Source organism: Streptomyces canus 299MFChir4.1 (assembly GCF_000383615.1).
GTDB classification, from domain to species: Bacteria; Actinomycetota; Actinomycetes; order Streptomycetales; family Streptomycetaceae; genus Streptomyces; species Streptomyces canus_C.
Genome location: NZ_KB911618.1, coordinates 38,774 through 62,845 on the forward strand (window position 1 = coordinate 38,774; position 24,072 = coordinate 62,845).

Sequence of the window (24,072 nt, forward strand, 5' to 3'; positions counted from 1 at the left end):
CCGCCGCTCGCGGCTCCGGCGTCGTCGGGTCGGCGTGCGGGCCGTCGTGCCGGCCGGCGCGGTCAGGGCGACGCCGTCGACCCCACCGCACGGCCGTCCGCTCCGGCGGCCCTCCCCGACTCCGGCCGCCCCGCCCACGGCTCGGCCCCCGAGCGGTCGCGCGCACCAGGCGCGGTCAAGGTTTCCGCGGCGCCGCCCCTGTCGCCGGCCCTCACAGCTCCACGTACACCACCGTCGCGTCGTCGTGGGTCTTGCTGCGGCCCAAATGGGTCCGGGTCTCCGCGTCCGCCCGCTCCAGCTCCCGGACGCGGTCCACCAACGCCTGCGCCCCCTCCTCGCGCACGAAGGTGAAGCAGTCCCGCCAGCCGCCCTCGTGGAACTTCTCCACCCATCGGGCCGCCCCGTCCGTCAGGGCCAGCAGCCCGCGGACCGACGACCGCGGCAGCACGCCCGTCACCGCGCGCCCCGCCACCGACGGATCCGCCGCCGCCGTGAAGAAGCCGCCCTCCTTGTTGCGGAGGTGGGCGTCGATCAGCGCGTCCGTGGCCAGGGAGGCGCGGGGCAGCCGGGAGAGGCGGTCGTCCAGGACGGCCGAGACCGTGCCGTCGGACTTCTCCACCAGGAGGGCCGAGTCCGACAGGACCAGGTACTCGACCCACTCCGGGGACCACCGCGCCATCACCACCGTCGCCTGCGGTGTACGCGGGTGAGAAAGGTCACAACCTTCACCATGTGTCTCAGCTGTGCGCACGATCGCCCGGGACAGCACCTCGGCCGGCGGAACATCCCTGAGCGAAACGGCCAGTTCGGTCAGCGCACCGCCGAGGCGGGCCGTGAACCAGGGAACGGAATGCAGACAGCCCGTCGGACCGGTCGGCGGAGTGACCCCGTCGAGGGCGACCAGTGCGCCGCCCCGTCCGGAAGCGGGGAGCGCGACACTCGCGAAGTCCTCGTTGAGCCGCTGGACATCGCCGGGTTCCGAGACAAGTTCCGTACGCATTCGGCCAGTCTGCACGAGCCCTTCACAAGCTTCGCCAAAGGGTGGCAACGATCGCGGAATTGACGTAGTCGCGCAGGTCAGACGCCAGGTTTGGGAGGGAATGGCTGACTCTGGTCGCGCGTGGTGGCGAATACTGCCATCGGTCTTCGCCGACGTCCAACCGGCCTGCCGAACAAGGCCCGTGCGGGTGCCGCAGGAACTTGCCCGCCAACTCCCCTCCGGGGTTCACTCCTTCGGGTGGCGGCTCAGGCGATGCGCGCCCGCCGCCCACCGGCGCTGGGAGGGTCGGGAACCGTACCCCGGTGTGTACACCAGTTGACGGAGCGTCACCCCGGGCAGCCCATGGGTATCACGAGTTCAGGAATGCGAGCAGCGGTGCAGAAGACGCGGCCTCGTCGCACAGGCAAGCAGACGGCCTCCGGAACGGGCGCGGAGCGCACACCCGCCACGCCCGGCGACCCCGGGACTCCTGTCGGCAAGGGCCGCCCCACCCACGTCCGCACCCGGCTGATTCTCGCCGTCGCCGTCGTGGCCGCCGCGATCGCCGGGGCCGGCGCCCCCTCCCTCGTCACCGCCTCGGGCGAACTCCACGACTCCCAGGACCTGGTGACGCTCGCCGAGCAGACCCAGGACGCCCTCGACCTCGCCCACGCGCTCGCCGACGAACGCGACGAGGTCACCTCCTACATCGCGGCCGGACGGCCCAGGTCGAAGGCGCCCGGCGAGCAGTCGAGCGCCCGCGTCGACCGCCAGGCCGAGGAACTGCGCGCCGACAGCGACCTGTCCGCCACCCTGCGCGGCGACCTGGACGACATCGCCGCCGTACGGCGCTCCGCGCTCACCGGCAAGACCACCGCGCTGGAGACGCACAACGCCTACTCCGCCGCCATCACCGAGCTGCACAATCTCGCCGAGGAACTGGCCGAGCGGATGCCGGCCCGCGCGGGCTCCGGTGCCTACTCCCTCGCCGAGCTGGACTCCGCCGTACAGCAGGCCGCCGCCACCCGCGGACTGCTGCTCGCGGCGCTCAGCGTGCCGACGACGACCCGCAGTGTCTACGACCCGATCACCGGCCTGACGAACACCGAGAAGGTCTCCTCGAAGGCCGACGCCGCTCAGCGCGACGCGCTCAGCGCCGCCGCCCAGCAGGCCCGGCTGCGCTCCGACGCGGCTCTCGCCGACTTCCGGGACTCCGCGCCCGCCGACGCCAAGGCGCGCTACGACTCCACGGTCACCGGCCCCGAGGTCAACTCCGCCGACAAGTACCTCGCCGCCCTCACCGACCAGCCCGCCCTCACCGGCGGCGAACTGGGCACCAGCGCCGGCAAGCTCGACGCTGCCCTCTCCGCCCGCGTCGACCTCATGCGCGGCGCCGAGTCCGCGCTCTTCGACCGCCGGGTCAAGGCGCTGGAACAGCTCCGGGACGACGACGTCACCGCGCTGGAGCTGCGGGTCGCGATCCTCGGCGCCCTGATGCTGCTGGCCGTCGGCATCGCCACCGCCATGGCCCGCACCCTCACCCGGCCCCTCTCCGTGCTGCGCCGGGGTTCCGCCCGGCTGGCCGGGGCCGAGGACCCCGCCACCGAGGAAGCGGTCTCCTTCACCGGCCGCAACGACGAGTTCGCCCAGGTCGTCCGCTCCGTCAACGCCCTGCACGCGCACGCCGTCACGCTCGCAGAGCGGATCACCACCCTGGAGTCCGACCGCAAGCACCTGGTCGGCCAGCGGCAGAAGATGGCCGACGCCCGCGAGCAGCTCAAGAGTGAACTCGCGGACTCCGCCGCTCAGTTGACGCGGCTGCGCACCACCATCGGCGCCACCTTCGTCAACCTGGCGCTGCGCACCCTCGGCCTCGTCGAGCGGCAACTCGCCGTCATCGAGGGCCTGGAGGAACGCGAGCAGGACCCGGAGCGCCTCGCGACCCTGTTCAAGCTCGACCACTTCGCCACGGTCATGCGCCGCCACAGCGAGAATCTCCTCGTCCTGGCCGGCACCGAACACGTGCAGCAGAGCGCGAACCCGGTCCCGCTGGTCGACGTCGTACGGGCCGCGGTCAGTGAGATCGAGCGCTACGAGCGCGTCCGTATCGCCGCCCTGCCGCCGCACGCCCACGTGGTCGGCTTCGCCGCGGACGACCTCTCGCACCTGCTGGCCGAACTGATGGAGAACGCCACCGCGTTCTCCCCGCCCGATCTGCCCGTCGAGGTCTCCGGCTGGCTCCTGGAGAGCGGTGAGGTCATGCTCTCCGTCCAGGACGAGGGCATCGGCATGACCGCCGAGCGGATGACCGCCCTCAACTCCCGCCTCGCCGAGTTCGATCCCGAGGCCGCCTACGAGTCGTACGACGAGGGCGACGAGGGTCTGGGCCTCGGCCTGTACGTCGTGGCCCGCCTCGCCCACCGGCACGGCGTCCGGGTGCAGCTGCGCGAGCAGAAGCAGGGGGGCGTGGCCGCCGTGGTGGTCCTCCCCAAGCCGCTGCTCACCACCGCGCCCGCCTCCGCCGTACCGGCCGCCGACACCGGCCCGGTCAACGGCGCGACCCACTCCTTCTCCCTCCCCGGCGCCGCCGCTGAGGTCAACTCCAACGTCCTGCACGGCCGTTCGCAGGGTGACGACCCGCTGGTGGCCATGGCCGAGAAGGCCGTACGCCACGCGGAGGCGGAGTCCCCCGCAGAGACGACGATGGAACTCCTGGCCCCGGTCCCGGCAGAGGAAGAGCCGGACCCCGTACCGGACGAGCCGTCGGCACCCGAACCCGCGGCCGCCGGCGAAGCCGAGGCCGAACACACCCGCGCCGACGAGGAGCCCCTCACCGACAAGGGCCTCCCCAAGCGCACACCCAAGATCACCGAGCCCACCGCCCCGGCCCCACGCCGGCGCAACGCGTCCGTGGACGCCGACGCACTCCGCCGCAGGCTCGGCGGCTTCCACCGGGGGGCGGAGGCCGGCCACCGCGACGTGGCGGCGGAGATCAGGGAACAGACCGGCGAGACCAAGCTGCCTACCGCAGAACACCGCACCGCATCCGAAGAAGCCACGGGGGGCACAGCCGAGGAGGCAAGCAGTTGACCGCGCCCAGTACCTTCGGACTGAGTCGTGAAGCCCGCAATCTCCACTTCCTGCTGACCAACCTCGTCGAGGAGGTGCCCGGCGTCCAGTCCGTCGCCGTCGTCTCCTCCGACGGCCTGCTCCTGCTCTCCTCCGACGCCGGGCGGAACGCGGAGGCACGCGAGGCCCGCGACGGCAAACCCTCGGGCCCACGAGGCTCCTCCGCCGACCTCGCGACCATCGTCTCCGGCATCGGCAGCCTCACCCTCGGCGCCGCGAAGCTCATGGACTTCGGCACGACCAAGCACACCATGATCGCGATGGACGAGGGCAGCCTGTTCGTGATGTCGATCAGCGACGGTTCGCTGCTCGGTGTGCACGGCTCCGCGGACTGCGACATGAGCGTCGTCGCGTACCACATGGCACTGTTCGTGGGCCGCGCCGGACACGTCCTGACCCCCGAACTCCGCAGCGAGCTGCGCCAGTCGCTGGAGAGCGACGACGTGACAGGGAGCGCCCGATGACGAACAGGCCCGAGCTCCCGGTCCGCGGCGGCGACCGCAAGGCCGCCCGGGTACGGCCGTACTCGCTCACCGGCGGCCGGACCCGCTTCGGTCACGTCCTCCTCGTGGAGACCTTCGTGGCAAGCACCGCGGCTCTCGAAGCCCCGGAGGAGCGAAGGGAGTTGACCAACGGCTCGCTGAGGTCGGTCATGCCGGAACTGCGGGCCATCGTCGAACTGTGCCGCCGGATGCGTACGGTGGCCGAGATCGCCGCGCTGCTGAAGATGCCGCTCGGCGTGGTCCGGGTGCTCCTCAGTGACCTCGCGGACCAGGGAAAGATCCGTGTGTACGGCACCGGGACCGGTCACGGTACGGGCCGTCCCGACCGCGCTCTGCTGGAAAGGGTGCTGAGTGGACTCCGTCGCCTTTAGAGACCTCGCCTCCGAGGACACCGACGACAACCTGAAGTCCTGGCAGACGGACCGCACGCGGGCCCCCATCGCCACGAAGATAGTCGTGGCCGGCGGCTTCGGCGTCGGCAAGACCACCCTCGTCGGCACCGTCTCGGAGATCGAGCCCCTCCAGACGGAGGCGCTGATGACCGAGGCCAGCGAGCAGGTCGACGACCTCTCCGGCACGCCGGAGAAGGTCACCACCACCGTGGCCATGGACTACGGCCGCATCACGCTCGACGACGACCTGGTCCTGTACCTCTTCGGCACGCCGGGCCAGGAGCGGTTCTGGTTCATGTGGGACGACCTGGTGCGGGGCGCGATCGGCGCCGTCGTGCTGGCCGACACCCGCCGCCTCAAGGACTCCTTTCCCGCCCTCGACTACTTCGAGAGCTGCGGACTGCCGTACGTCGTCGCGGTCAACCACTTCGACGGCAGCGAGCTGTTCGAGCCGGAGGACGTGCGGGAGGCGCTCAGCATCCCCCGGCGCATACCTGTCATGATCATGGACGCGCGGCGGAAGATCTCGGTCGTCGAGACCCTGCTGTCCCTCGTCGGCCACGCGCTGGACGAGACCCCCGAGTAGTCCACCTTTAGGAGCCAGCACCCGCATGCGGAAGATACTCGTCGTCGGAGCCGGCCAGTCCGGCCTCCAGCTCGCCCTCGGCCTCCAGTCGCACGGGTACGAGGTCACCCTGATGTCCAACCGGACGGCGGACGAGATCCGCTCCGGCCGGGTCATGTCGACGCAGTGCATGTTCCACACGGCACTCCAGCACGAGCGCGATCTCCAGCTGAACTTCTGGGAGTCCCAGGCCCCGAAGATCGAAGGGCTCGGCGTCTCGGTGGCGGCCCCCGGCTCGTTCGACCCGGGGCCCTCGCAGCGCGCGATCGACTGGCGGGGCACACTCGACGGGTACGCGCAGTCGGTCGACCAGCGCGTGAAGATGGCCGGCTGGATGGAGACGTTCGCGCAGCGCGGGGGCCAGCTCGTCATCCACGGCGCGGCGGTCGGCGACCTCGACTACTTCTCCCGCACGTACGACCTCGTCCTGGTCTCGGCGGGCAAGGGCGAGCTGGTGTCGATGTTCGCCCGCGACCCGGAGCGCTCCCCGTACAGCGAGCCGCAGCGCGCGCTCGCCGTCTCCTACGTCCACGGCCTGGGCCCGCGCCCCGAGCACCCGGACACCGAGGCCGTCCGCTGCAACCTCGTCCCCGGGGTCGGTGAACTGTTCGTCATGCCGACGCTCACCACCTCCGGGCGCGCCGACATCCTGTTCTGGGAGGGCATACCCGGCGGCCCGCTCGACGTCTTCAACGGCGTGAAGGACCCGGCGCAGCATCTCTCCCTGACCCTGGAACTCATGGAGAGGTTCCTGCCCTGGGAGTACGCGCGCGCCACGAACGTCGAACTCACGGACGCCGGCGGCACGCTGTCCGGCCGCTACGCGCCCACCGTGCGCAACCCGATAGGCCGCCTGCCCGGCGGGGGACTGGTCCTGGGCGTGGCCGACGTCGTCGTCGCCAACGACCCGATCACCGGGCAGGGCTCCAACTCCGCGTCCAAGTGCGCGGCCTCCTATCTCGCCTCGATCCTCGACCAGGGCGAGAAGGAGTTCGACGAGGAGTGGATGCGGGCCACGTTCGAGCGGTACTGGGCCACCGCCCAGCACGTCACCAAGTGGACCAACGCGATGCTCGCCCCGCCGCCGGAGCACATCCTGAACCTGATCGGTGCGGCCGGACAGTTGCAGCCGGTGGCGGACCGGTTCGCCAACGGCTTCGACGACCCGTCCGACTTCGAGAACTACTTCTACGACCCGGACAAGGCGGGAGCGTACGTGGCCTCGGTGGCCGGGGCCTGACCGTCGTCGTCCGGACGTACGGCTCCGAGGAGCGGGTGGGACGCGATCGGGGACACCTTGACCTTCTCGCCCGTTCTCGGGGCCTCGATGACCTGGCCGTTCCCGACGTACATCGCCACGTGGGTGGCCTCCGGGAAGTAGATCACCAGGTCACCCGGGCGCAGGTCCGTCAGCGGGACCTTCGGCAGCCGGGCCCACTGTTCCTGACTGGTCCTCGGGATCGGGGTGCCGGCCCGGGTCCAGGCCTGGGACGTCAGACCTGAGCAGTCGTACGTCCTCGGGCCCTCCGCGCCCCACTCGTACGGCTTCCCCAGCTGCCGTCGGGCGTACCGCAGGGCCGCCTCGCCCTCCTTCGACGGCTTGCGCTCGCCCTCGCCCAGGGCGCCGGACGTCGTCAGCTCCCGCTGCGCCTTCTCGACTCCCTTCTCCTCGAACTCGGCCAGCCCGGTGAGTTGTTCGGCGGTGAGGGAGGCGAGGAGTTCCTCCACGCCGGCGAGCTTCTGCCGTACGGCGTCCCGGTCCTTCTTCTGCCGGGCGGCGAGCGTGAGCCGGTCGTCGAGCGCCTTGCGCGCCTTGCGGGCCAGTTCGTCGGCGCGGTGCTCGGTGCCGGTCAGACGGCCCACGGTCTCGGCCCGTCCCTGCGCCAACCGGCTGATCACATGGCCCTGTTCGAGAGCGTGCTGGGGATCGCGGGCGAGCAGGAGGCGGACGTACGGCGAGATCTCGGTGCTGCTCTGGTACTGCTGGCGGGCCAGCCGCCCCGCGGCACCCCGGCTGTCGTGCAGCGAGAGCCGCGCCTTGGAGAGGGCGGCGTCCAGGCGGCTCACCTCGGCGCGCTTCTCCTTCAGCTTCTCCGCGGTGGCGTTGTAGGTCTCGGTGGCCTGCTCGGCCTGCCGGTACAGCCGCTGAAGGTCCGTCAGCAGTTCGGCGACGGACCGCTCCTCACGCGGCTCGGGCTCGGGCGCGGCCGCCGCGGGCAGCGGTGCGAGGACGGCACCGGCCGCCACCGCCGCCGTACACACCAGACGCAGAAGCCTTCCTGACACGTCATCACCTCCGGTGCGGAGCAGCCCCTCTGTTCCGCACGGTGAGCATCAGGCGGCGTGGGACTCTCCGCGCGCCGAGTGTGGGCGGTTCGGAGCAACCTCGTCACCCGTCGGTGTCAGCCGGCCTGTCGGGCTTGGACCACGGCCACTTCAGCCGGTCGCTCGGCTTGCCCTCGGGGCCGTACGTGTACTTCCACCCCTTCTGGATCCCCAGCCTGGTGCGACCCCTGGGCTCCCGGCGATAGACCAGCACGGTGGCCGGGCCGCCCGCCGTGTCGGGGACGGGGATGCGGTACGTCTTCGGCGGATGCCCGGTCGGTCCCAGCAGCACGGGCAGCACCCGGCCGTCCATGGGACCGCCCTCGAAGGGGGTGTCTTCGCTCTTCACGGCACCAGTGTCAGCCATCCGCCGCGAGGGCCGTGACCAGCGCGGCGGTCTGCGGATCGCGGTTCGCGGTCACGGAGAGGACGGCGGCGAACTGCTCGACCAGCCAGTCGCGCAGCTCCTCGACCGGGGGCTGCTTGCTCTCGTCGAGCCAGATCAGGGAGGCCGCCTCGACCGCGGTGATCCACATCCGTACGGTCATGCGCAGCCGCAGGCCGGGCTCGGTGACCCCGAGGTGGCGGAGGATGTGCTCGGCGGCGGCCCGGCGTACGCCGTCGACGATGGCGGTGGTCCGGGACGTCTCGACGACACTGCCGCCCTGGAGCAGGGCGCTGAAGCCGGCGTCGTGCTCGTCGACGAAGGCGAGGTAGCGGTCGAGGGCACGGGAGAGGCGGCTCAGGAGGGGGCCGTCCCGGGGCTCGTCGAAGCACTGCTCCAGTTCGTCGGCGGCGGAGCGGAGCGCGGCCTCGTACAGCTGCTGCTTGCCGCCGGGGAAGTACCGGTAGACGAGGGGACGGGAGACACCGGCCGCTTCCGCCACGTCGTCGAGGGACACGTCCTCGGGGGCGCGGTGCGCGAAGAGGCCGAGGGCGGCTTCGAGAAGCTGACTGCGTCGCTCCTCGACGCCGAGTCTGCGGTAGGCGGGCGCGGATGGGGTCATGGGTTGCAGCGTAGTCGGCCGTCTGCGAGTGCGTCGTGGCTGGTCGCGCAGTTCCCCGCGCCCCTAAAGACGTGCACTGGTCGTGCCTTTAAGGGGCGCGGGGAACTGCGCCACCAGCCCCCACCGGCCGTCAGCCGAAACTCAAGCCAGCAGCCCCGAGGACTTCCACAACCTCCGTCCGACACCTCGAAGCACGCCGATGTCGTCCAGGAAGTCGGTCAGCTTCTTCGCACCGGTCTGCATGACCTCCTTCCGGTGCCCACTGGCCTGCACCTGCGCGAGAGCGGCCCGCTGGTCCAGACCCACGTTCGTGTACACCTCCGGGTTCACGAACGCCACGGAGAACACCCGCGCGAACTCCCCGGACGTGACCCGCGTGAACTCCTGCGACCACCGCGGAGCGGAGACCATCTGCCGCCGCAGCTCCTCGCGGGCGTAGCGGACATGCCGTGCCTCCTCCACCACATGGATCCGCGTCACCCCCCGGATCAGCGGCTGCACCCGCTCGTCCGGGAAGGTCAGCCGCTGCATCCAGTCGAGGATCTCCTCGCCGAGCAGCGTCGCCGTGAAGGACCCCGGGGTCGTGGAGATCGTCTTGAACAGCCGCCCGAGCCGCTGGTGGGCCCGGCTCACCGGATACCAGGGCGTGTCGCCCCGGGTGATCAGCCGCGCGAACATCTTCGAGTGCCGGCACTCGTCCTCGATCTCGGTGAGCGCGTACCGCACATGCGCGCTCGTGGCCGCCTTGTCGTAGATGTGACGGCACAACAGCTGCATGAGGATGATCTCGAACCAGATCCCCAGCGAGGCCAGCGCCGCGGCCTCGTGCCGGGAGAGCAGGATCCGCTGCTCCTCGCTCATCCGCCGCCACATCGGGGTGTCGTACAGCGAGACCAGTTCCGGCGGCCAGAACCACAGGCCCTCCTCGAAGGGCGCGTCCCAGTCCAGTTCCTCGTCCGGATCGAAGGAGTGCTTCGCGGAGGAGTCGAGCAGCCGCTCGGCGACCTGCTCCCGGTCCTTGAGCAGGCCGAGGGCGTCACGCAGCCCTTCGAGCGCGTCGACATCTGTCAGACTCGTCATGGCTCTTATGAGACTGCTTGTCAGCAAGAGCGTCAATCCCCTGCGCGCGACTTGTTGACCCGGCGTCTACAAAGGGGCAGCCTGCGGAACATGCCGACTTTCGACCTGTACACCACGGATCCCGGCGACCCCCACTGGCAGGTACCGGCGACGGGTGCGGCCCGCTTCGCCTGGGAGTACGACGACGGCCGCGACCGCCTGCTGGCCCTCTACCAGAAGGGCAAGGACAAGCAGTGGGACGGGCAGAAGCGCATCGACTGGGACCTCGAAGTCGATCCCCACGACCCCCTGGGCACCCCCGACGAGTCCATCTCCGTCTACGGCACCAAGTACTGGGCGAAGTTCACCGACAAGGACAAGGGCGAACTCCGCAAGCACCTCGCCTCCTGGCAGTTCAGCCAGTTCTTGCACGGCGAGCAGGGCGCGATGGTGTGCGCCGCGCGGATCGTGGAGTCCGTGCCCGACCTCGACGCCAAGCTCTACTCGGCGACCCAGGTGATGGACGAGGCGCGGCACGCGGAGATCTACGGCCGCTTCCTCCACGAGAAGATCGGGATGCTGTACCCGATCAACGACAACCTGAAGTCCCTGCTGGGCGACACGTTGAGCGACTCCCGCTGGGACATGCCCTACCTCGGCATGCAGGTCCTTATCGAAGGGCTCGCGCTGGCCGCCTTCGGCATGATCCGCGACACCACCGACAAGCCCCTCCCGAAGCAGATCCTCGCCTACGTCATGCAGGACGAGGCCCGCCATGTGGCCTTCGGGCGCATGGCCCTGCGGGACTACTACAAGCAGCTCTCCGACGCCGAACTGCGCGAACGCGAGGAGTTCGTCATCGAGGGCTGCTACCTGATGCGTGACCGTCTGCGCGGGGTCGAGGTCCTGGAGAACTTCGGCATCCCGAAGGCGGAGGCCGAGGAGTACGCCGAGCGGTCCGAGTTCCTCGCCCTCTTCCGCCAGTTGCTCTTCTCCCGGATCGTCCCCTGCGTCAAGGACATCGGCCTGTGGGGCAAACGCCTCCAGCAGGCCTACGTCGACATGGGCGTCTTCGAGATGGGCAACTCCAGCCTCGACCTCCTCATGGCGCAGGACGAGGAGATCGCCGAGAAACTGGACGCGGAGCGCTTCGCGGTGGAGGAGCGGGAACGCGTGGCGGAGGTGCGGGGGGCCATCGAGGCGGGGGGTGCAGGCCCTCAGTAGTGTTCTGACGTGTCCACGCCTCCGCCGTCCCGGAGTCCCTACGGCGCGCCGAATCCCTACGGCGCGCCGAATCCCTACGGCGCGCCGAATCCCTACGGTTCCCAGAACCCTTACGCCACCGGCCCCTACGGCCAGCCGCAGCCGCAGCCGCCGTACGGCACCCGTACCCCCCCAGCAGCAGCCCGCCGACTACGGCTGGGGCGCGCCCCCGATGGCCCCGCCGCCCCCGCCGAAGCGGCGGCGCGGCCTGGTGTTCGGGGGTGTTGTCGGAGTCGTCGGCCTGGTCGTGCTGATCGGCCGCTACGAACTCGCCCAGGACTACTCGGACTCCGAGGGCCAGAAGATCATGGACGCGGCGGACGGCTACGCGAAGGCCAAGGTCGACGGGGTCGCGGTCGGGCAGTACAGCCTGGCCGGTAACACCACGGAGGGCTCGCTCGTGGTGTCGGGCATGTACGGGCGGTTCAAGGACCCCGATGCGACGCGGAACAACATGATGAAGGGTGCGGGCAGGGGTGAGGGCGCCAAGGTCGCCCTGGCGCCGCAGGACTTCCGTCCGGACGGCTCCCACGGTGTCACCGTCACCTGCGAGGTCCTCACCAGGACCCGGGCCGGCACGGACATGACCGTTCCCGTCTGTGCGTGGACGGACGGGAACACGGGCGCGTCGGTGGGCGAGCTCAGGGCCTCCACGATGACCCAGGACCCCGCGGACGTGGACCTGGACAAGCTGGCGGTGACCACCCTCCAGATCCGCTCGGAGATGCGGAAGCCGATCGGGGACTAGGCCGGGCACCCCAGATCGTCCGGGATCTCCAGGGCCGCGGCCGGCTCCGCGCCCTGCGCGGGGAACAGCGTCCGCAAGGTGAACGCGTACGGCGTCGGGCCGTTCGTGCGCAGGTGCAGCAGGCGGGACTCCGCCTCGGCGACGGTGGGGCGGTGGCCGGCCGGAACCCACCACAGGGCCACCATCGCCTCCTGGACCCGCTCGAAGAACTCCCTTCGGCGGGCGAGCATCTCGCGGTGCCGGCCTTGGTACATGTACGCCGTGAGGGCGTCGGCGTCCCGCCACACCGACATGTTGATGATCAGCCACTCGTCGCCGAAGACGGCGATGTCCGTCGCGTCGCCGGAGTCGTCCTCCAGCCGCCAGACGAAACCGTCGGCGGCGTCCGCGTCGGCGTTCACGGGATCGAGGTTGTCGACGAAGTCCTTCAACTGTGCGGAGTCCAGCGGGGCCTTGAGACGGCCGATGTTCACCTGGGCGAGTTGGTACGCGGCTGCTTCACTCATGGACCGAACGGTAGGTCGGTCGGTCGGCGGGTCTCAACCCCTGTCTCACTCCTTGGAGTTGAGCACCGCCTCCATCACCGCCCGGGCGATCGGCGCCGCCACCCCGCCCCCGGTGATGTCCCCCCGGACCGCCGACGCGTCCTCCACCACCACGGCCACCGCGACCTTCGGCTGCACGTCCCGCTCGGCCTGCGCCCACGCCACGAACCAGGCGTACGGCATCCCGGCGTTGCCGATGCCGTGCTGGGCGGTGCCGGTCTTGCCGCCGACGATCGCCCCCGGGATCGCCGCGTTGGTGCCGGTGCCCTCGGTCACCACCTGGGTCATGAGCTCCTTCAGCACGGCGGCCGTCTCCGGGGCCATCGCCTGCCGCACCGGACGCGGGCCCGCCGTGTCCACGATGCTGCCGCCGGCCGTGGTGGTCCGCTCCACGAGATAGGGCGTGCGGATCTGCCCGCCGTCGGCGACGGCCGCCGAGACCATCGCCATCTGGAGCGGGGTCGCGCGGGTGTTGTACTGGCCGATCGACGACAGGGCCAGCTGCGCCCGGTCGACGGCTGGATCGAAGGTGCTGCGGGCCACCGAGAAGGGGACCCGCAGCGCGTCGTCGTTGAAGCCGAAGGCGCGCGCGGTGGCCGTCATGTCCCGCACCCCCACGTCCACCCCGAGCTTCGCGAACACCGTGTTGCACGACCACCGGAAGGCCTCCCGCAGGGACAAGTCCTCGCAGCCGTCGGACTCGTTGCTGAGCGAGGTGGTGGTGCCGGGCAGGGTGTACGGCGCCGGCGAGTCGGTCGGCGCGTCCACGTCCCTGATCACCCCCGCGTCCAGCGCGGCCGCCGCGGTGACCACCTTGAACGTCGAACCCGGCGGATAGGTCTGCCGTACCGCCCGGTTGAGCATCGGCTTGTCCGGGTTGGCGTTGAGCCACGTCCAGGAGCGGCCCACCCTGGAGCTGTTACCCGACAGCACCCCCGGGTCGTACGACGGAGAGGACACCAGCGCGAGGATGCGTCCCGTCGCCGGTTCCAGGGCCGCCACCGCGCCCTTGCGCCCCGCGAGCCCGCGGAAGGCCGCCCGCTGCGCGGCCCCGTCGAGTGTCGTGACGACGTCCCCGCCCGGGTTGCGTCTCCTCGTGAAGTCGTTCCACAGCGGGAACGGCGTCAGCATCGGGTCCGAGCCGGACAGGACCGGGTCCTCGGTGTGCTCCAGGAGGGTCGTGCCGTACTCCTGCGAGGCGAAGCCGGTGACCGGCGCGTACAACGGACCGTCCCGGTACGTCCGTTCGTAGCGCAGCTGCTCCCCGGTGTCCCGGGACCCGGTGACCGGCCGCCCGTCGACCAGGATGTCACCGCGCTCGCGGCCGTAACGGGCGATGTTCTCGCGGCGGTTGGCCGGGTTCGTGTCGTGGGCGCGGGCCTGGAAGACCTGGACGCGGATGGCGTTGACCAGGAGCGCCATGAGCAGCAGGGCGCAGAAGCAGGCGGCGTGCCGGATGTAGCGGGTCATGCCGGGGCCTCGCGTGGTCACGGGGTCTCCTTGTCGTCGTACTGGCCGTGGGCCGAGTCGCTCACCCTGATCAGCAGGGCGACGATCGCCCAGTTGGTGACGACCGACGAGCCGCCCTGTGCGAGGAACGGCATCGCCATGCCGGTGAGCGGGATCAGTCCGCCGACGCCGCCCGCGATCACGAACACCTGGAGCGCGACGATCGAGGCGAGGCCGGTCGCCAGGAGTCGTCCGAAGGGGTCGCGCAGGGCGAGGCCCGCCCGGTAGCCGCGCTCCACGAGCAGGGCGTACAGCAGGAAGATCGCGGACAGGCCGGCCAGGCCCAGTTCCTCGCCGGCCGTCGCCAGGATGAAGTCGGACTTCGCGGCGAAGCCGATCAGGACGGAGTGGCCGAGCCCGAGCCCCGTGCCGAGGACCCCGCCGGCCGCGAAGGCGAACAGGGACTGCGCGAGCTGGTTCGGACCCTGGCCCGCCTCGATCGACGCGAACGGATGCAGCCAGTCCTCCACCCTGCTGTGCACATGCGGTTCCAGCCAGCCCACGGCGAAGGCGCCGACGGAGGCCAGCAGCAGGCCCAGCGCGATCCAGCCGGTGAGCCCGGTGGCGACGTACAGCAGGACGACGAACAGCCCGAAGAACAGCAGCGAGGTGCCGAGGTCCCGCTCCAGGACCAGGACCCCGACGCTGATCAGCCAGATGGCGAGGAGGGGGCCCAGCACCCGGCCGGTGGGCAGCTGAAGTCCCCAGACCCGCCGCCCGGAGGACGCCAGCGCGTTGCGGTTGGTCGCGAGATACGCGGCGAAGAACACCGCGAGCAGCACCTTCGCGAACTCGCCCGGCTGGATGGAGAACCCGGCGATCCTGATCCAGATCCGGGCGCCGTTCACGGCGGGGAACAGGATCGGGAGGATCAGCAGGGCGAGCGCGGCGGCGACACAGACGTAGGCGTAGCGCTGGAGCACGCGGTGGTCGCGCAGCATCAGGACGACCGCGACGAACAGGGCCACCCCGACCGTGGACCACACGAGCTGGGTGGGGGCCGCGCGGTCGCCGGGTGTCTCCAGGTCGAGCCGGTAGATCAGCACCAGGCCCAGGCCGTTGAGCAGCACGCCGATGGGCAGCAGCAGCGGATCGGCGTACGGCGCCCTCAGTCGCACCGCCAGATGGGCGAGGAGCGCGAGCACGCCGAGCCCGGCGCCGTAACCGGCGGCGCCGGGCGGGACGGTGCCGTGCCTGGCGAGGCCGACCGCGCAGTAGCCGTACACCGACAGCAGGACGGCGAGGACGATGAGGGCCAGTTCGATGCCACGGCGGTGGGGCAGGCGTACCGCGCGAGCGGAGGTGTCCGCGGGGGCCACGGTGGTTCCGGCCTTGGTCATGTCCGGAACTTACCCAAATAGGGCGTGATGTCTGCCTAGATTGACCGGGATGTCAGCACCAGCGTGGCGCCGACCCGATGGTCCTGATGTACCGGGCCGATCCCCAGGCCCAGGTGCCGTCCGTGAGGAGGTACCACTGGCGGTTCCCCTGGACGCTCTGGCCGTTGGTCCGGCAGAAGATGGAGACGACCTCACCCCGTTCGGCCCACCGGATGATCTGCCCGCCCCGGTTCGGCGCACTGCGCAGCGCCAGCGAACTGGCCGTCACCACACCGCGGGACAAGCGTGAGTTCTGATTCTGGCTCTGGTTCTGGTTCTGGTTCTGGTTCTGAGTCTGGTTCTGGTGGTTCCCCGAGGCGCTTTGGGGGTCGTCGCCCCAGCCGTCGTCGGCGACGGCGGGCGTGGCGAGGGCGGTGACGGCGAGGGCGCAGGCGGCGACGGCTATGGGGAGACGGGAGCGCAGGGACATGGGGGGACCTCCGTGAGGGGGGTGCGAACCTGACTGTTCGCCACGTTAGGAGGCGTGCACACGGGTCGCCCTTTCAGATGGGCCATAGGAGAAGCACCTACCGCAACGTCAGAGTCGCGACCGCCCCGCCGTCCTCCGCGTTGGAGAAGGAGAGCCGCGCCCCCAGCACCTCCGCCTGCCCCACGGCGATGGTCAGCCCCAGCCCGTGCCCCCGGGCCCCGCCCTCCGTACGGAACCGCTGCGGCCCGTGCGAGACGAGGTACTCCGGAAACCCGTCCCCGTGGTCCCGAACGGTCACCACCGCCCCGTCGACCGTCACCGACACCGGCCCCCGGCCGTGCCGGTGCGCGTTGGCCACCAGGTTGCCCAGCACCCGCTCCAGCCGCCGCCGATCCGTCTCCACGGCCAGATCCCGTACGACGACGACCTCGGCGTCGGTCCCGGACGCCCGCACCACCCGCTCGGCCACCGCGGCCAGGCGTTCGGTGTCCAGCTCCACCGTCTCCCGGCCCGTGTCCAGCCGGGAGATCTCCAGCAGGTCCTCCGTCAGCGTCCGCAACGCGGCCACCCGGTCCCGCACCAGTTCGGTCGGCCGCCCCGGCGGCAACAACTCGGCCGCCGCGTGCAGCCCCGTCAACGGCGTCCGCAATTCGTGCGCCACATCCGCGGTGAACCGCTGCTCGCTCAGCAGCTTCCCCTGCAAGGACCCCGCCATGGTGTCCAGCGCGGCGGCCACCGCGGCCACCTCGTCCTGCGGCCGCGTCGCATCCTTCGTACGGGGATCGTCGACCCGTGCGTCGAGGTCGCCCGCGCTGATCCGCCGGGCCACCCGGGCGGTCGTGTGCAGCCGTGTCGTCACCCGGGTGACCGCGAACGCCCCCACCAGCAGGGTCGCCGTGATCGCCAGCGCCGAGGACCACAGGATCGCCCGGTCAAGGCCCGCGATCGTCCGCGCGCCCTGCGAGTAGTCGACCTCCACGGCCAGCGCCCGGCTCCCGTCCACCGGCCCCGCCGCCCACATGGTGGGGCGGCCGCGGTGCTCGCCGACCATCGTGCCGCGGTGCCCGGCCACCGCCAGGGCCCGCAGCGACGCCGGCAGATCCGGCGGATCCACGCCCGCGTCCCACTCCAGCATCTCCCCGGCCTCGTACGCCTCGGTCGCGTCCCGCAGCCGGCTCAGCGCCAGGTCACGGGCCTCGCCGACGGTCTGGTTCGTCACCGAGACATGCACGAGGACACCGAGCAGCGCGGCCAGCGCGCAGCACATCACGGCGATGAACACGGCGGCCTTCACGGCGAGCGTGCCGGACCAGCGGGGCAGCGCGAGTCTCATCGCGCGCTCGCGGACGGGCTGGACGGGCTCGGCGGGCTGGACGGGCTGGGCGCCGGGCCCGGCGCGTCCCCGAGGGCACGGCTGCCGGTGCGCAGCATCTCGTCGTGCGTGAGGAGCATCGACTTCTGCTGCGGGTCCCAGGTCCACTGGAGCCGGTACTCGTATCCGGCCACCTCGGACGGCGAACGGATGATCACCGACCGCCCGGCCAGCTCGACCCCGCTGACCGCGTCCTCCCAGTGCATGACCCGCACGAGCCGGTGCTTCTGCACGGTGTAGACGCGTACCGCGGTGACATGGCCGGGCAGCTGCCGGAAACCCAGGGTCAGGTCCTCGTGCCCGTCACCGGTCAGGTCGCGGTAGTACGGCCGCAGGACCGGGCACTTCTCGCCGGCCGCCCCGGACTTCCCGCAGTCGGCCATCCGGCGGGCCGTCTCGGCGTACCCCCCTTTGGCGTAAGTGCCGGGATCCTCCTTGATCTCGGCGCGCACGAGGGCGACCGGATCCACCGCGCGGATGTCGTCACCGGGCACGGAGACACCCGCCACGACCTCCGAGTCCACCTCGCCGATCTCGAAGGCCGGACTGGAGGCGGGCGTCAGCCGCGGCCACAGCCGGTCGGGGCTGATCGCGGACGGCGTCGAGCCCGCGCCCACCAGGCCGCCCGCGTCGCCACAGCCCGCCGCCGAGAGCAGCAGGGCGACGGCGACTACGGCGCGGGCCGTACGGGGGGCGCGGCGGGCGGGTGGCACTGTGCTCCTGGGGTCGGGGCCGTTCGGGGTGTCGGCCCCGTACACATTATTCGTACGGAAGTCCTTTTTGCCGTCCGGTGGGTCCGGGCGGTCCTACTCGGTCAGCTCCTCCAGCAGCCGGGCCGTGGACAGGCCGGCCCGCAGGTACTCGACGAACAGCTCGTTGTGCAGCGCCCACGGCGAGCGCCGGCCCCGGATCAGCCGGATCGCCGCGTCGGCCGTGTACCCCCTGCGGACCAGGGCGTGCGCGACGACCAGGCCCGAGCGGTTGTAGCCGTGGTAACAGCGGACGAGGACCTTGCGGCCCTCGTCCAGTGCGTCGCTCGCGGCCTCTGCCAGGCGCATCACGCCCGCGAGCTGGGTCCCGTCCAGCGGGCCGTCCGGAATCGGCCACACATGATGCTCGACGCCGGGATCGGGACCGTGGCCCGGCAGCCTGAGCAGCGTCTGCACGACCTCGAACTCGTCCCGTACGACGGCGAACTCCCGTTGCCCGGAAAGGCCCCGGAACTCGTGTCCGCCCATCCACAGACCGGGCACGATCTCGTCCCACGCCCGGTCCGGAGCCGGTACCTCGGGTTGCTTCCTGCGGGTCCGCAACAGCGCCTCCCCAAGCCCCTGCGCCAAGCCCTGCAACTCCTTGCAACTCACCCCAAAGGTATCCGGCTTCTTGCCTGCGCAGCACCCCGCCTGTTCCCATGGTCCATGGGGTGATGGTGCATGAGCGGACTGCGCGTGGTGCCGACCTGGCGCCAAGGTCAGGAGCGGCTGTACGTCTGCCTCTCGGACGGCAGGAACATCGCCTGGTACGACCGTGAGGCGGCTCGGGTCAATCTGCTGAGCGAGGACCGCAGAGAGGACGTGCTCGATGTCCTCGGGCCCTTCCTGACCGGCCGGGTGGCCGTGGGCCCGCCCCCGGTGCCGACGCCCGCCGAACTGGCCCGGCTCTCCCTCCACCCGGACGACGACCTCGCGCCCAACCGGCCCGGAGAGGCCCTCCAGGTCGCCCTGGACCGGGACCCCGGACCCGCGCACCGGATCCGCCGCGATCCGCGTCGGCGCGCGCTGGAGGCCGAGCAGATCGTGGGCGAGGCGCTGGACCGCCTCGACGGCGCGGGCTGGCACACCCTGCACTCCGTTCCGCTCCCCGGCGGCGACCGAGTCCACCATCTGGCGATCGGACCCGCCGGACTGTTCGCCGTGCACACGCTGTACGCCCGCAAGCAGCGGGTCACGATCGCCGACCCGATGGTCGCTCTCGGCCGCCGCGACCCCCAGCCGCTGCTGCGCCGCGTCCGCGCCGACGCCGACCGCGCCTCCTACGCCCTGACGGCCGAGGTCCACCCGGTCCTCGCCCTCGTCGGCCCCTCCGGCATCTCCGTCACCCTCCCGCCCCGCGAGGTCCGCGTCCTAAGCGACACGGACCTGGAAGCCCTCACCCGCCTCGGTGGCGTCCTCAAACCGGCGGACGTGGAGGCCCTGCACGCGATGGCCAGGGACCGGCACACCTGGGACAAGGTCTGAACACCGTCCACTACGGCTCATCGGTGGGCGCGGGTGCGGATGGTCCTGAACACTGTCCCGTGCAGCCCACTCAGGGGCGCGAGTCCAGAACGTCCTGAACACCGCCCGGCGCAGCCGACCCAGGGGCGCGGGTGCGGATGGTCCTGAACACCGCCCAGCCCAGCCCACCCAGGGGCGCGGGGAACTGCGCGACAAGCCCCCACCGTCCCGCAGCCGCCCGACAACTCGCCCCGGCACCCCCTCGCGCCCTACGGCAACCGTGACGCCCGCTCACCGTCCAGCAACGGGGCCAGCAGATCACCGTAGTCCTGCAGCCGAGGCCCCATGTCCCCGGCCTGGAAGGACAGTCGACCGGGGACAGTGCACTCCTCGACCTCCGTCCAGGTGACCGGCGCCGACACCAGGGGACGGGCCCGGGCCCGCAGCGTGTACGGCGTGGCCGTCGTCTTGCGGGCGGCGTTCTGACTCCAGTCCACGAAGACCTTCCCGGGGCGCAGACTGCGGGTCATCCGGTGCAGCGCCAGCCGCGGCATCGCCCGCTCCGCCTCCACGGCGAGCTGCTTGGCGTACTCCGACACCTGATCGGACGACGCCCCCCGCACCGCCGCCAGCAGATGCAGTCCCTTCGACCCGGCGGTCTTCGGGTACGCCTCGATCCCGTCCGCGGCCAGCCGCTCCCTGAGCCACAGGGCGACCTCGCAGCACTCGACGATCGTCGCGGGGGCGCCCGGGTCGAGGTCGAGGACCAGGCGGTCGGCCTCCTCGGGGGCGTCGACCAGCCACTGGTGGGTGTGGAACTCGGTCACCAGGTTGGCGGCCCACATCAGGCTCGCCAGGTCCTGGACCAGGACCATCCGGGCCGGGCCTTCCGAACGGGGGACCTCGGCCCTGGTGACCCAGTCGGGCGTACCCGGGGGGACGTTCTTGGTGAAGAAGACCTGGCCGTCGGGGCCGTCCGGGTAGCGCAGGAAGGAGACGGCACGGTCCCGCAGATGGGGGAGGAGGACATCGGCTGCGGTGGCGTAGTAGTGCAGCACCTCGCCCTTGGTGAAGCCGGTGGCCGGATACAGCACCTTCTCCAGATTGCTGAGCGCCAGCCGTCGCCCCTCCACCTCTGTGATCGGCGTCATACGATGAGAATCTCACGCATATCTGACAAAACAGAATGAAACGGTGCAATACCGCAGAAAGGGTTCCGCTGGTGAGATCCATATGGAACGGCGCCATCTCGTTCGGCTTGGTCAGCATTCCGATCAAGCTGGTGAACGCCACCGAGAGCCACTCGATCTCCTTCCGTCAGATCCACACCGAGGACGGCGGCCGGATCCGCTACCGCAAGGTCTGCGAACTGGAGGACCGCGAAGTCACCCAGTCGGAGATCGGCAAGGGTTACGAGGACGCGGACGGCACGATCATCCCGATCACCGACGAGGACCTGTCCCATCTGCCGCTCCCGACGGCGAGGACGATCGAGATCGTGGCCTTCGTGCCGGGCGACCGGATCGACCCGCTCCAGATGGATGCCGCGTACTACCTCCAGGCGGGCGGCGCCCCCGCCGCCAAGCCGTACACCCTGCTCAGGGAGGCGCTGAAGCGCAGCAACAAGGTGGCCATCGCCAAGTACGCGCTGCGCGGCCGCGAACGCCTCGGCATGCTGCGGGTGGTCGAGGACGCCATCGCGCTGCACGGGCTGCTGTGGCCGGACGAGGTCCGCGCGCCCGAGGGACTCGCCCCCGACACCAAGGTCACCGTCAGCGACAAGGAGCTCGACCTCGCCGACGCCCTCATGGACACCCTCGGCGAGATCGACCTCGACGAACTCCACGACGAGTACCGCGAGGCCCTGGAGGAGGTCGTCGCCGCGAAGGCCGCGGGCGAGGCCCCGCCGGAGGCCCCCGAACCGGCCCGCAGCGGCAAGGTCCTCGACCTCATGGCCGCGCTGGAGAAGAGCGTGCGGGAGGCGAAGGAGTCGCGGGGCGAGGAGCCCGGGGAGGTCAGGCGGCTGCCGCAGCGCAAGTCGGCACGGGCGGCGCCGAAGCAGACGGGCGGCAAGAAGTCCACGGCGGCCACGAAGAAGACCGCGGCCGCCAAGAAGACGACGGCGAAGTCGTCACAGTCGTCACAGGGGACGAAGAAGACCGCGGCGGCCAAGAAGGCCACGACCGCGAAGAAGACGGCGGCCAAGAAGACGACCGCCCGCAAACGGACCGCGTGACCTGCGCACTGCCGAGGGCACCGCGCAGGTCGCTCGGTCTTCCGGCCTACGGCGAGGTCAGTCGACGACCTTCGCGGACTCGATGATCACCGGCTGCGTCGGCACGTCACCGTGACCGCGGCTGCTGCCGGTCCGCACGCCCTTGATCTGGTCGACGACGTCCTGGCCCTCGGCGACCCTGCCGAACACGGTGTAACCCCAGCCGTTCGGGCTCTTGGCCGTGAAGTTGAGGAACTCGTTGTCCGAGACGTTGACGAAGAACTGCGCGGTCGCCGAGTGCGGGTCGCTGGTGCGCGCCATCGCCACGGTGTACGCGGTGTTCTTCAGACCGTTGTCGGCCTCGTTCGGGACCGGCGCGAGCGTGGGCTTCTGCACCATGTCCGGGGTGAAGCCACCGCCCTGGACCATGAAGCCGTCGATCACCCGGTGGAAGATCGTGCCGTCGTAGTGCCCGTTGCCGACGTACTTCAGGAAGTTCTCGACGGTCTTGGGCGCCTCGGCGTCGGCGAGCTCGAGGACGATACGGCCGAAATTAGTGGTCAGCTCGACCCTGGACATGGGAATCGTCCCTTTCTGGTGGGGCATGACCGAAGCATCTTGTCACACGGCTGTGCGGGTACCGGGGGCGTTCCCCGTCTCACGGCCCCGCCGGCCGTCACGGCGCGGGGGAGGACAGGGGGGCGTCGCCCGTGGAGATCCCGGAGGTGACGGGCCCCGGTGTGGGCACGACCGACGGTTCGGAGGGGGCGGCCGGCGGCGACACCGGGCCGGTGCCGGTAGGCGGGGGACTGCCCGCCGGGGCCAGCGGCACCGAGGAGCGGCCGGGGTCCGTACCGGGCAGCGCGGCCGCGGCCCCGGCCGTGAGGACGGCGGCCACCAGCACTCCCACGGCGCCCGAGACCGCCGTACGACGGCGCCGGATCCGCCGGCCACCGGCGACGGCCGCGTCGGTGACGCTGGGCAGGGCCGGCTCGCGCGAGCCGTCGAGGACGGCCTCGAAGGCGCTCCGCACGCGGGCACCCTCCCCGTACTCGTCCGTGTAGTCGTACATCTCCCGCCTCACCTCCCGCTCGTCTCGCCCGCCAGGCCCTCGACGAGCCCGCGCAGCCGGACCAGCCCCCGGGCACTCTGGCTCTTGACCGTGCCCGGGGTCACGCGCAGCACCTCGGCGGTCTGCTCCACACTCCAGTCCTCCCAGAACCGCAGTACCAGGACCGCCCGGTAGCGGGGCGGCAGTTCCATCAGCGCGGCCTGCATCACCAGCCGCAGCTCGGGCGTGTCCGGCGGCTCGGCCGACACCGGCTCCGGCATCTCCTCCGTCGGCTCCTCCCGCCGACTCCGTTTGCGGTACTGGTCGATGAAGGCGCGGGTGAGGATCGTACGGGCGTAGGCCTCGACGTTGCCGTCGCGGCGGATCCGGCCCCAGGAGGCGTACAGCTTCATCAGCGTCGTCTGGGTGAGGTCCTGGGCCTGGTGCCAGTCCCCGCACAGCAGATACGCGCTGCGTCTGAGCTGCCCCTGCCGGGCCTCGGCGAACTCCCGGAACTCCCGCTCCCGGACTGCTTCCCGCACCCGCCCCGACCCTCCGCCGAACCCGTCACACCTGTCCTTCAGAGGTACGGCGGGACGCGCCGCGAGGTTGCACGCCCCGGCAAGAAAAGTTTCCGCGGCCGGTCCGTGCAACCCGCCCCGGCCGTCGCCCCGTACTCCTCTCACGCAACCGTCCCGACCACCGAGGAGCACCCTTGACGAACCGCCATGGCATCCGACCCACCCGCCGTCTGCTGATCGGCGTCCTCGCGGGAAGCGCCGTGGCCGTGGCGGGCTGGGCCGCGGTCGCGGGCGCCGCGACCGGCTCCGCCACGCCGGCGGCGACTTCGGCGCCTTCCACCGCCCCTTCGCCCGTCCCGTCCACTGCACCCTCGACGGTGCCGTCCGCGGAACCCTCCGCGGTCCCGTCCCCCGCGCCGTCGGAGGGCCCGACCGAGCCGCGCCCGGTGCCCTCCGGCCCGGCGACCCGGCCGACTCCGGTGCCTTCCGCTCCGGGGACCGCGCCGAGTCCGGCGCCGACGGCGGTGCCGAGCGAACGGCCCTCGACGGCCCCGAGCCCCGCTCCGGCGAAGCCCACCACCGCACCGAGCCCGGTCCCGTCGGTCGCCGAGCGGTCGTCGAAGTAGGCCGGGGCGGAGACGCTCAGCCCGGGAGGGGTGGGCGCGCGCATGGCCGTTCCCCTGTGGGGCGTGCCGTTGGCCGTCCTGGGGAGCCGACTTCCTTGGCGGGCCCAGGGCGGTCGCTCCCCGCGGGCATCGCGAGGCCGTCGAAGTAACGCGGCCGGATGCGCCCCGCACGGGACGG

The 24,072-nt window shown here is 71.4% G+C and carries 26 protein-coding genes; 9 read left to right on the top strand and 17 right to left on the bottom strand.

Going from position 1 to position 24,072, the window contains the following annotated elements; translation table 11 throughout:
• Positions 1-211: 211 nt before the first annotated feature.
• Positions 212-1,000, bottom strand: a complete 789-nt coding sequence (locus H293_RS0140890) for a protein phosphatase 2C domain-containing protein (protein WP_020123557.1) — start codon at positions 998-1,000, stop codon at positions 212-214.
• 375 nt (positions 1,001-1,375) lie between these two features.
• On the opposite strand from H293_RS0140890, the gene H293_RS0140895 reads away from it, so the two are divergent.
• Genes H293_RS0140895 through H293_RS0140915 form a run of 5 tightly spaced genes read left to right on the top strand, consistent with a single transcriptional unit; the run spans position 1,376 to position 6,868 of the window.
• Positions 1,376-4,069, top strand: a complete 2,694-nt coding sequence (locus H293_RS0140895) for a sensor histidine kinase (protein WP_020123558.1) — start codon at positions 1,376-1,378, stop codon at positions 4,067-4,069.
• On the top strand, positions 4,066-4,572 hold the full coding sequence (locus H293_RS0140900) for a roadblock/LC7 domain-containing protein (protein ID WP_020123559.1): 507 nt from the start codon (positions 4,066-4,068) through the stop codon (positions 4,570-4,572). The genes H293_RS0140895 and H293_RS0140900 overlap by 4 nt, the downstream gene beginning before the upstream one ends.
• A complete protein-coding gene (locus tag H293_RS0140905; protein WP_020123560.1) occupies positions 4,569-4,982 on the top strand; it encodes a DUF742 domain-containing protein in 414 nt (137 codons plus the stop codon). Before H293_RS0140900 ends, H293_RS0140905 begins: the two co-directional genes overlap by 4 nt.
• A complete protein-coding gene (locus H293_RS0140910) occupies positions 4,963-5,589 on the top strand; it encodes a GTP-binding protein (RefSeq protein ID WP_020123561.1) in 627 nt (208 codons plus the stop codon). Before H293_RS0140905 ends, H293_RS0140910 begins: the two co-directional genes overlap by 20 nt.
• Before the next feature lie 25 nt (positions 5,590-5,614).
• Positions 5,615-6,868, top strand: a complete 1,254-nt coding sequence (locus H293_RS0140915; RefSeq protein ID WP_020123562.1) for a styrene monooxygenase/indole monooxygenase family protein — start codon at positions 5,615-5,617, stop codon at positions 6,866-6,868.
• Here the strand turns inward: H293_RS0140915 and H293_RS0140920 are convergent.
• From H293_RS0140920 to H293_RS0140935, 4 genes are all read right to left on the bottom strand, one after another.
• Positions 6,817-7,914, bottom strand: coding sequence for a C40 family peptidase (locus H293_RS0140920; RefSeq protein WP_106968533.1), 1,098 nt, complete (start codon positions 7,912-7,914; stop codon positions 6,817-6,819). The two genes, H293_RS0140915 and H293_RS0140920, sit on opposite strands and share 52 nt — an antisense overlap.
• A 103-nt stretch (positions 7,915-8,017) precedes the next feature.
• Positions 8,018-8,320 carry a hypothetical protein gene (locus H293_RS0140925; RefSeq protein WP_199790252.1) on the bottom strand — a complete coding sequence of 101 codons (303 nt, stop codon included), beginning with the start codon at positions 8,318-8,320 and terminating at the stop codon, positions 8,018-8,020.
• Entirely contained in the window at positions 8,313-8,960 is a 648-nt protein-coding gene (locus H293_RS0140930; RefSeq protein ID WP_020123565.1) for a TetR/AcrR family transcriptional regulator, read from the bottom strand. The genes H293_RS0140925 and H293_RS0140930 overlap by 8 nt, the downstream gene beginning before the upstream one ends.
• A 141-nt stretch (positions 8,961-9,101) precedes the next feature.
• A complete protein-coding gene (locus H293_RS0140935) occupies positions 9,102-10,040 on the bottom strand; it encodes an AurF N-oxygenase family protein (protein WP_020123566.1) in 939 nt (312 codons plus the stop codon).
• Positions 10,041-10,130: 90 nt separating this feature from the next.
• On the opposite strand from H293_RS0140935, the gene H293_RS0140940 reads away from it, so the two are divergent.
• Both H293_RS0140940 and H293_RS0140945 read left to right on the top strand, forming a co-directional pair.
• A complete protein-coding gene (locus H293_RS0140940) occupies positions 10,131-11,243 on the top strand; it encodes a ferritin-like domain-containing protein (protein ID WP_020123567.1) in 1,113 nt (370 codons plus the stop codon).
• 211 nt (positions 11,244-11,454) lie between these two features.
• Positions 11,455-12,030, top strand: coding sequence for a hypothetical protein (locus tag H293_RS0140945; protein WP_020123568.1), 576 nt, complete (start codon positions 11,455-11,457; stop codon positions 12,028-12,030).
• On the opposite strand, the gene H293_RS0140950 is transcribed toward H293_RS0140945, so the two are convergent.
• The 7 genes from H293_RS0140950 to H293_RS0140980 form a co-directional block, all read right to left on the bottom strand.
• Complete coding sequence (locus tag H293_RS0140950; RefSeq protein WP_020123569.1) at positions 12,027-12,536, bottom strand: DUF3291 domain-containing protein; 510 nt, start codon at positions 12,534-12,536, stop codon at positions 12,027-12,029. The two genes, H293_RS0140945 and H293_RS0140950, sit on opposite strands and share 4 nt — an antisense overlap.
• Before the next feature lie 45 nt (positions 12,537-12,581).
• The gene (locus tag H293_RS0140955) at positions 12,582-14,045 is read right to left on the bottom strand and encodes a peptidoglycan D,D-transpeptidase FtsI family protein (RefSeq protein WP_033416262.1); all 1,464 of its coding nucleotides are present in this window, start codon (positions 14,043-14,045) and stop codon (positions 12,582-12,584) included.
• A 17-nt stretch (positions 14,046-14,062) separates the two neighbouring features.
• Complete coding sequence (locus tag H293_RS0140960; RefSeq protein ID WP_020123571.1) at positions 14,063-15,424, bottom strand: FtsW/RodA/SpoVE family cell cycle protein; 1,362 nt, start codon at positions 15,422-15,424, stop codon at positions 14,063-14,065.
• 52 nt (positions 15,425-15,476) lie between these two features.
• Positions 15,477-15,893: an SH3 domain-containing protein gene (locus H293_RS0140965; protein ID WP_020123572.1), complete on the bottom strand. Its 417-nt coding sequence runs from the start codon at positions 15,891-15,893 to the stop codon at positions 15,477-15,479.
• 97 nt (positions 15,894-15,990) lie between these two features.
• Entirely contained in the window at positions 15,991-17,226 is a 1,236-nt protein-coding gene (locus H293_RS0140970) for a sensor histidine kinase (RefSeq protein WP_020123573.1), read from the bottom strand.
• A complete protein-coding gene (locus H293_RS0140975; RefSeq protein WP_028808631.1) occupies positions 17,223-17,978 on the bottom strand; it encodes a hypothetical protein in 756 nt (251 codons plus the stop codon). The genes H293_RS0140970 and H293_RS0140975 overlap by 4 nt, the downstream gene beginning before the upstream one ends.
• Before the next feature lie 93 nt (positions 17,979-18,071).
• Complete coding sequence (locus H293_RS0140980; RefSeq protein WP_028808632.1) at positions 18,072-18,578, bottom strand: protein-tyrosine phosphatase family protein; 507 nt, start codon at positions 18,576-18,578, stop codon at positions 18,072-18,074.
• Positions 18,579-18,698: 120 nt separating this feature from the next.
• Here H293_RS0140980 and H293_RS0140985 point away from each other — a divergent pair, with 120 nt between their 5' ends.
• On the top strand, positions 18,699-19,502 hold the full coding sequence (locus tag H293_RS0140985; protein WP_028808633.1) for a nuclease-related domain-containing protein: 804 nt from the start codon (positions 18,699-18,701) through the stop codon (positions 19,500-19,502).
• A 248-nt stretch (positions 19,503-19,750) separates the two neighbouring features.
• On the opposite strand, the gene ligD is transcribed toward H293_RS0140985, so the two are convergent.
• Positions 19,751-20,632 carry a non-homologous end-joining DNA ligase gene (ligD, locus tag H293_RS0140990; protein WP_020123577.1) on the bottom strand — a complete coding sequence of 294 codons (882 nt, stop codon included), beginning with the start codon at positions 20,630-20,632 and terminating at the stop codon, positions 19,751-19,753.
• Positions 20,633-20,703: 71 nt separating this feature from the next.
• On the opposite strand from ligD, the gene ku reads away from it, so the two are divergent.
• Entirely contained in the window at positions 20,704-21,717 is a 1,014-nt protein-coding gene (gene ku / locus H293_RS0140995; protein ID WP_020123578.1) for a non-homologous end joining protein Ku, read from the top strand.
• A 57-nt stretch (positions 21,718-21,774) separates the two neighbouring features.
• On the opposite strand, the gene H293_RS0141000 is transcribed toward ku, so the two are convergent.
• From H293_RS0141000 to H293_RS53950, 4 genes are all read right to left on the bottom strand, one after another.
• A complete protein-coding gene (locus H293_RS0141000) occupies positions 21,775-22,275 on the bottom strand; it encodes a peptidylprolyl isomerase (protein ID WP_020123579.1) in 501 nt (166 codons plus the stop codon).
• A gap of 97 nt (positions 22,276-22,372) precedes the next feature.
• Positions 22,373-22,768: a hypothetical protein gene (locus H293_RS0141005; RefSeq protein ID WP_020123580.1), complete on the bottom strand. Its 396-nt coding sequence runs from the start codon at positions 22,766-22,768 to the stop codon at positions 22,373-22,375.
• Positions 22,769-22,776: 8 nt separating this feature from the next.
• Positions 22,777-23,289, bottom strand: a complete 513-nt coding sequence (locus H293_RS0141010; protein WP_020123581.1) for a SigE family RNA polymerase sigma factor — start codon at positions 23,287-23,289, stop codon at positions 22,777-22,779.
• Between the two features lie 25 nt (positions 23,290-23,314).
• On the bottom strand, positions 23,315-23,938 hold the full coding sequence (locus H293_RS53950) for a hypothetical protein (RefSeq protein ID WP_051138229.1): 624 nt from the start codon (positions 23,936-23,938) through the stop codon (positions 23,315-23,317).
• Positions 23,939-24,072: the final 134 nt, after the last annotated feature.

Coding starts and splice junctions, on each gene's coding strand:
- H293_RS0140915 (WP_020123562.1), top strand. CDS start 5,615: ATGCGGAAGATACTCGTCGTCGGAGCCGGCCAGTCCGGCCTCCAGCTC.
- H293_RS0140935 (WP_020123566.1), bottom strand. CDS start 10,040: ATGACGAGTCTGACAGATGTCGACGCGCTCGAAGGGCTGCGTGACGCC.
- H293_RS0140940 (WP_020123567.1), top strand. CDS start 10,131: ATGCCGACTTTCGACCTGTACACCACGGATCCCGGCGACCCCCACTGG.
- H293_RS0141000 (WP_020123579.1), bottom strand. CDS start 22,275: ATGTCCAGGGTCGAGCTGACCACTAATTTCGGCCGTATCGTCCTCGAG.
- H293_RS0140970 (WP_020123573.1), bottom strand. CDS start 17,226: ATGAGACTCGCGCTGCCCCGCTGGTCCGGCACGCTCGCCGTGAAGGCC.
- H293_RS0140930 (WP_020123565.1), bottom strand. CDS start 8,960: ATGACCCCATCCGCGCCCGCCTACCGCAGACTCGGCGTCGAGGAGCGA.
- H293_RS0140955 (WP_033416262.1), bottom strand. CDS start 14,045: ATGACCCGCTACATCCGGCACGCCGCCTGCTTCTGCGCCCTGCTGCTC.
- H293_RS0140905 (WP_020123560.1), top strand. CDS start 4,569: ATGACGAACAGGCCCGAGCTCCCGGTCCGCGGCGGCGACCGCAAGGCC.
- H293_RS0140985 (WP_028808633.1), top strand. CDS start 18,699: ATGAGCGGACTGCGCGTGGTGCCGACCTGGCGCCAAGGTCAGGAGCGG.
- H293_RS0140950 (WP_020123569.1), bottom strand. CDS start 12,536: ATGAGTGAAGCAGCCGCGTACCAACTCGCCCAGGTGAACATCGGCCGT.
- H293_RS53950 (WP_051138229.1), bottom strand. CDS start 23,938: ATGCGCGCGCCCACCCCTCCCGGGCTGAGCGTCTCCGCCCCGGCCTAC.
- H293_RS0141005 (WP_020123580.1), bottom strand. CDS start 22,768: ATGTACGACTACACGGACGAGTACGGGGAGGGTGCCCGCGTGCGGAGC.
- H293_RS0140925 (WP_199790252.1), bottom strand. CDS start 8,320: ATGGCTGACACTGGTGCCGTGAAGAGCGAAGACACCCCCTTCGAGGGC.
- H293_RS0140965 (WP_020123572.1), bottom strand. CDS start 15,893: ATGTCCCTGCGCTCCCGTCTCCCCATAGCCGTCGCCGCCTGCGCCCTC.
- H293_RS0140890 (WP_020123557.1), bottom strand. CDS start 1,000: ATGCGTACGGAACTTGTCTCGGAACCCGGCGATGTCCAGCGGCTCAAC.
- ligD (WP_020123577.1), bottom strand. CDS start 20,632: ATGACGCCGATCACAGAGGTGGAGGGGCGACGGCTGGCGCTCAGCAAT.
- H293_RS0140945 (WP_020123568.1), top strand. CDS start 11,455: ATGGCCCCGCCGCCCCCGCCGAAGCGGCGGCGCGGCCTGGTGTTCGGG.
- H293_RS0140960 (WP_020123571.1), bottom strand. CDS start 15,424: ATGACCAAGGCCGGAACCACCGTGGCCCCCGCGGACACCTCCGCTCGC.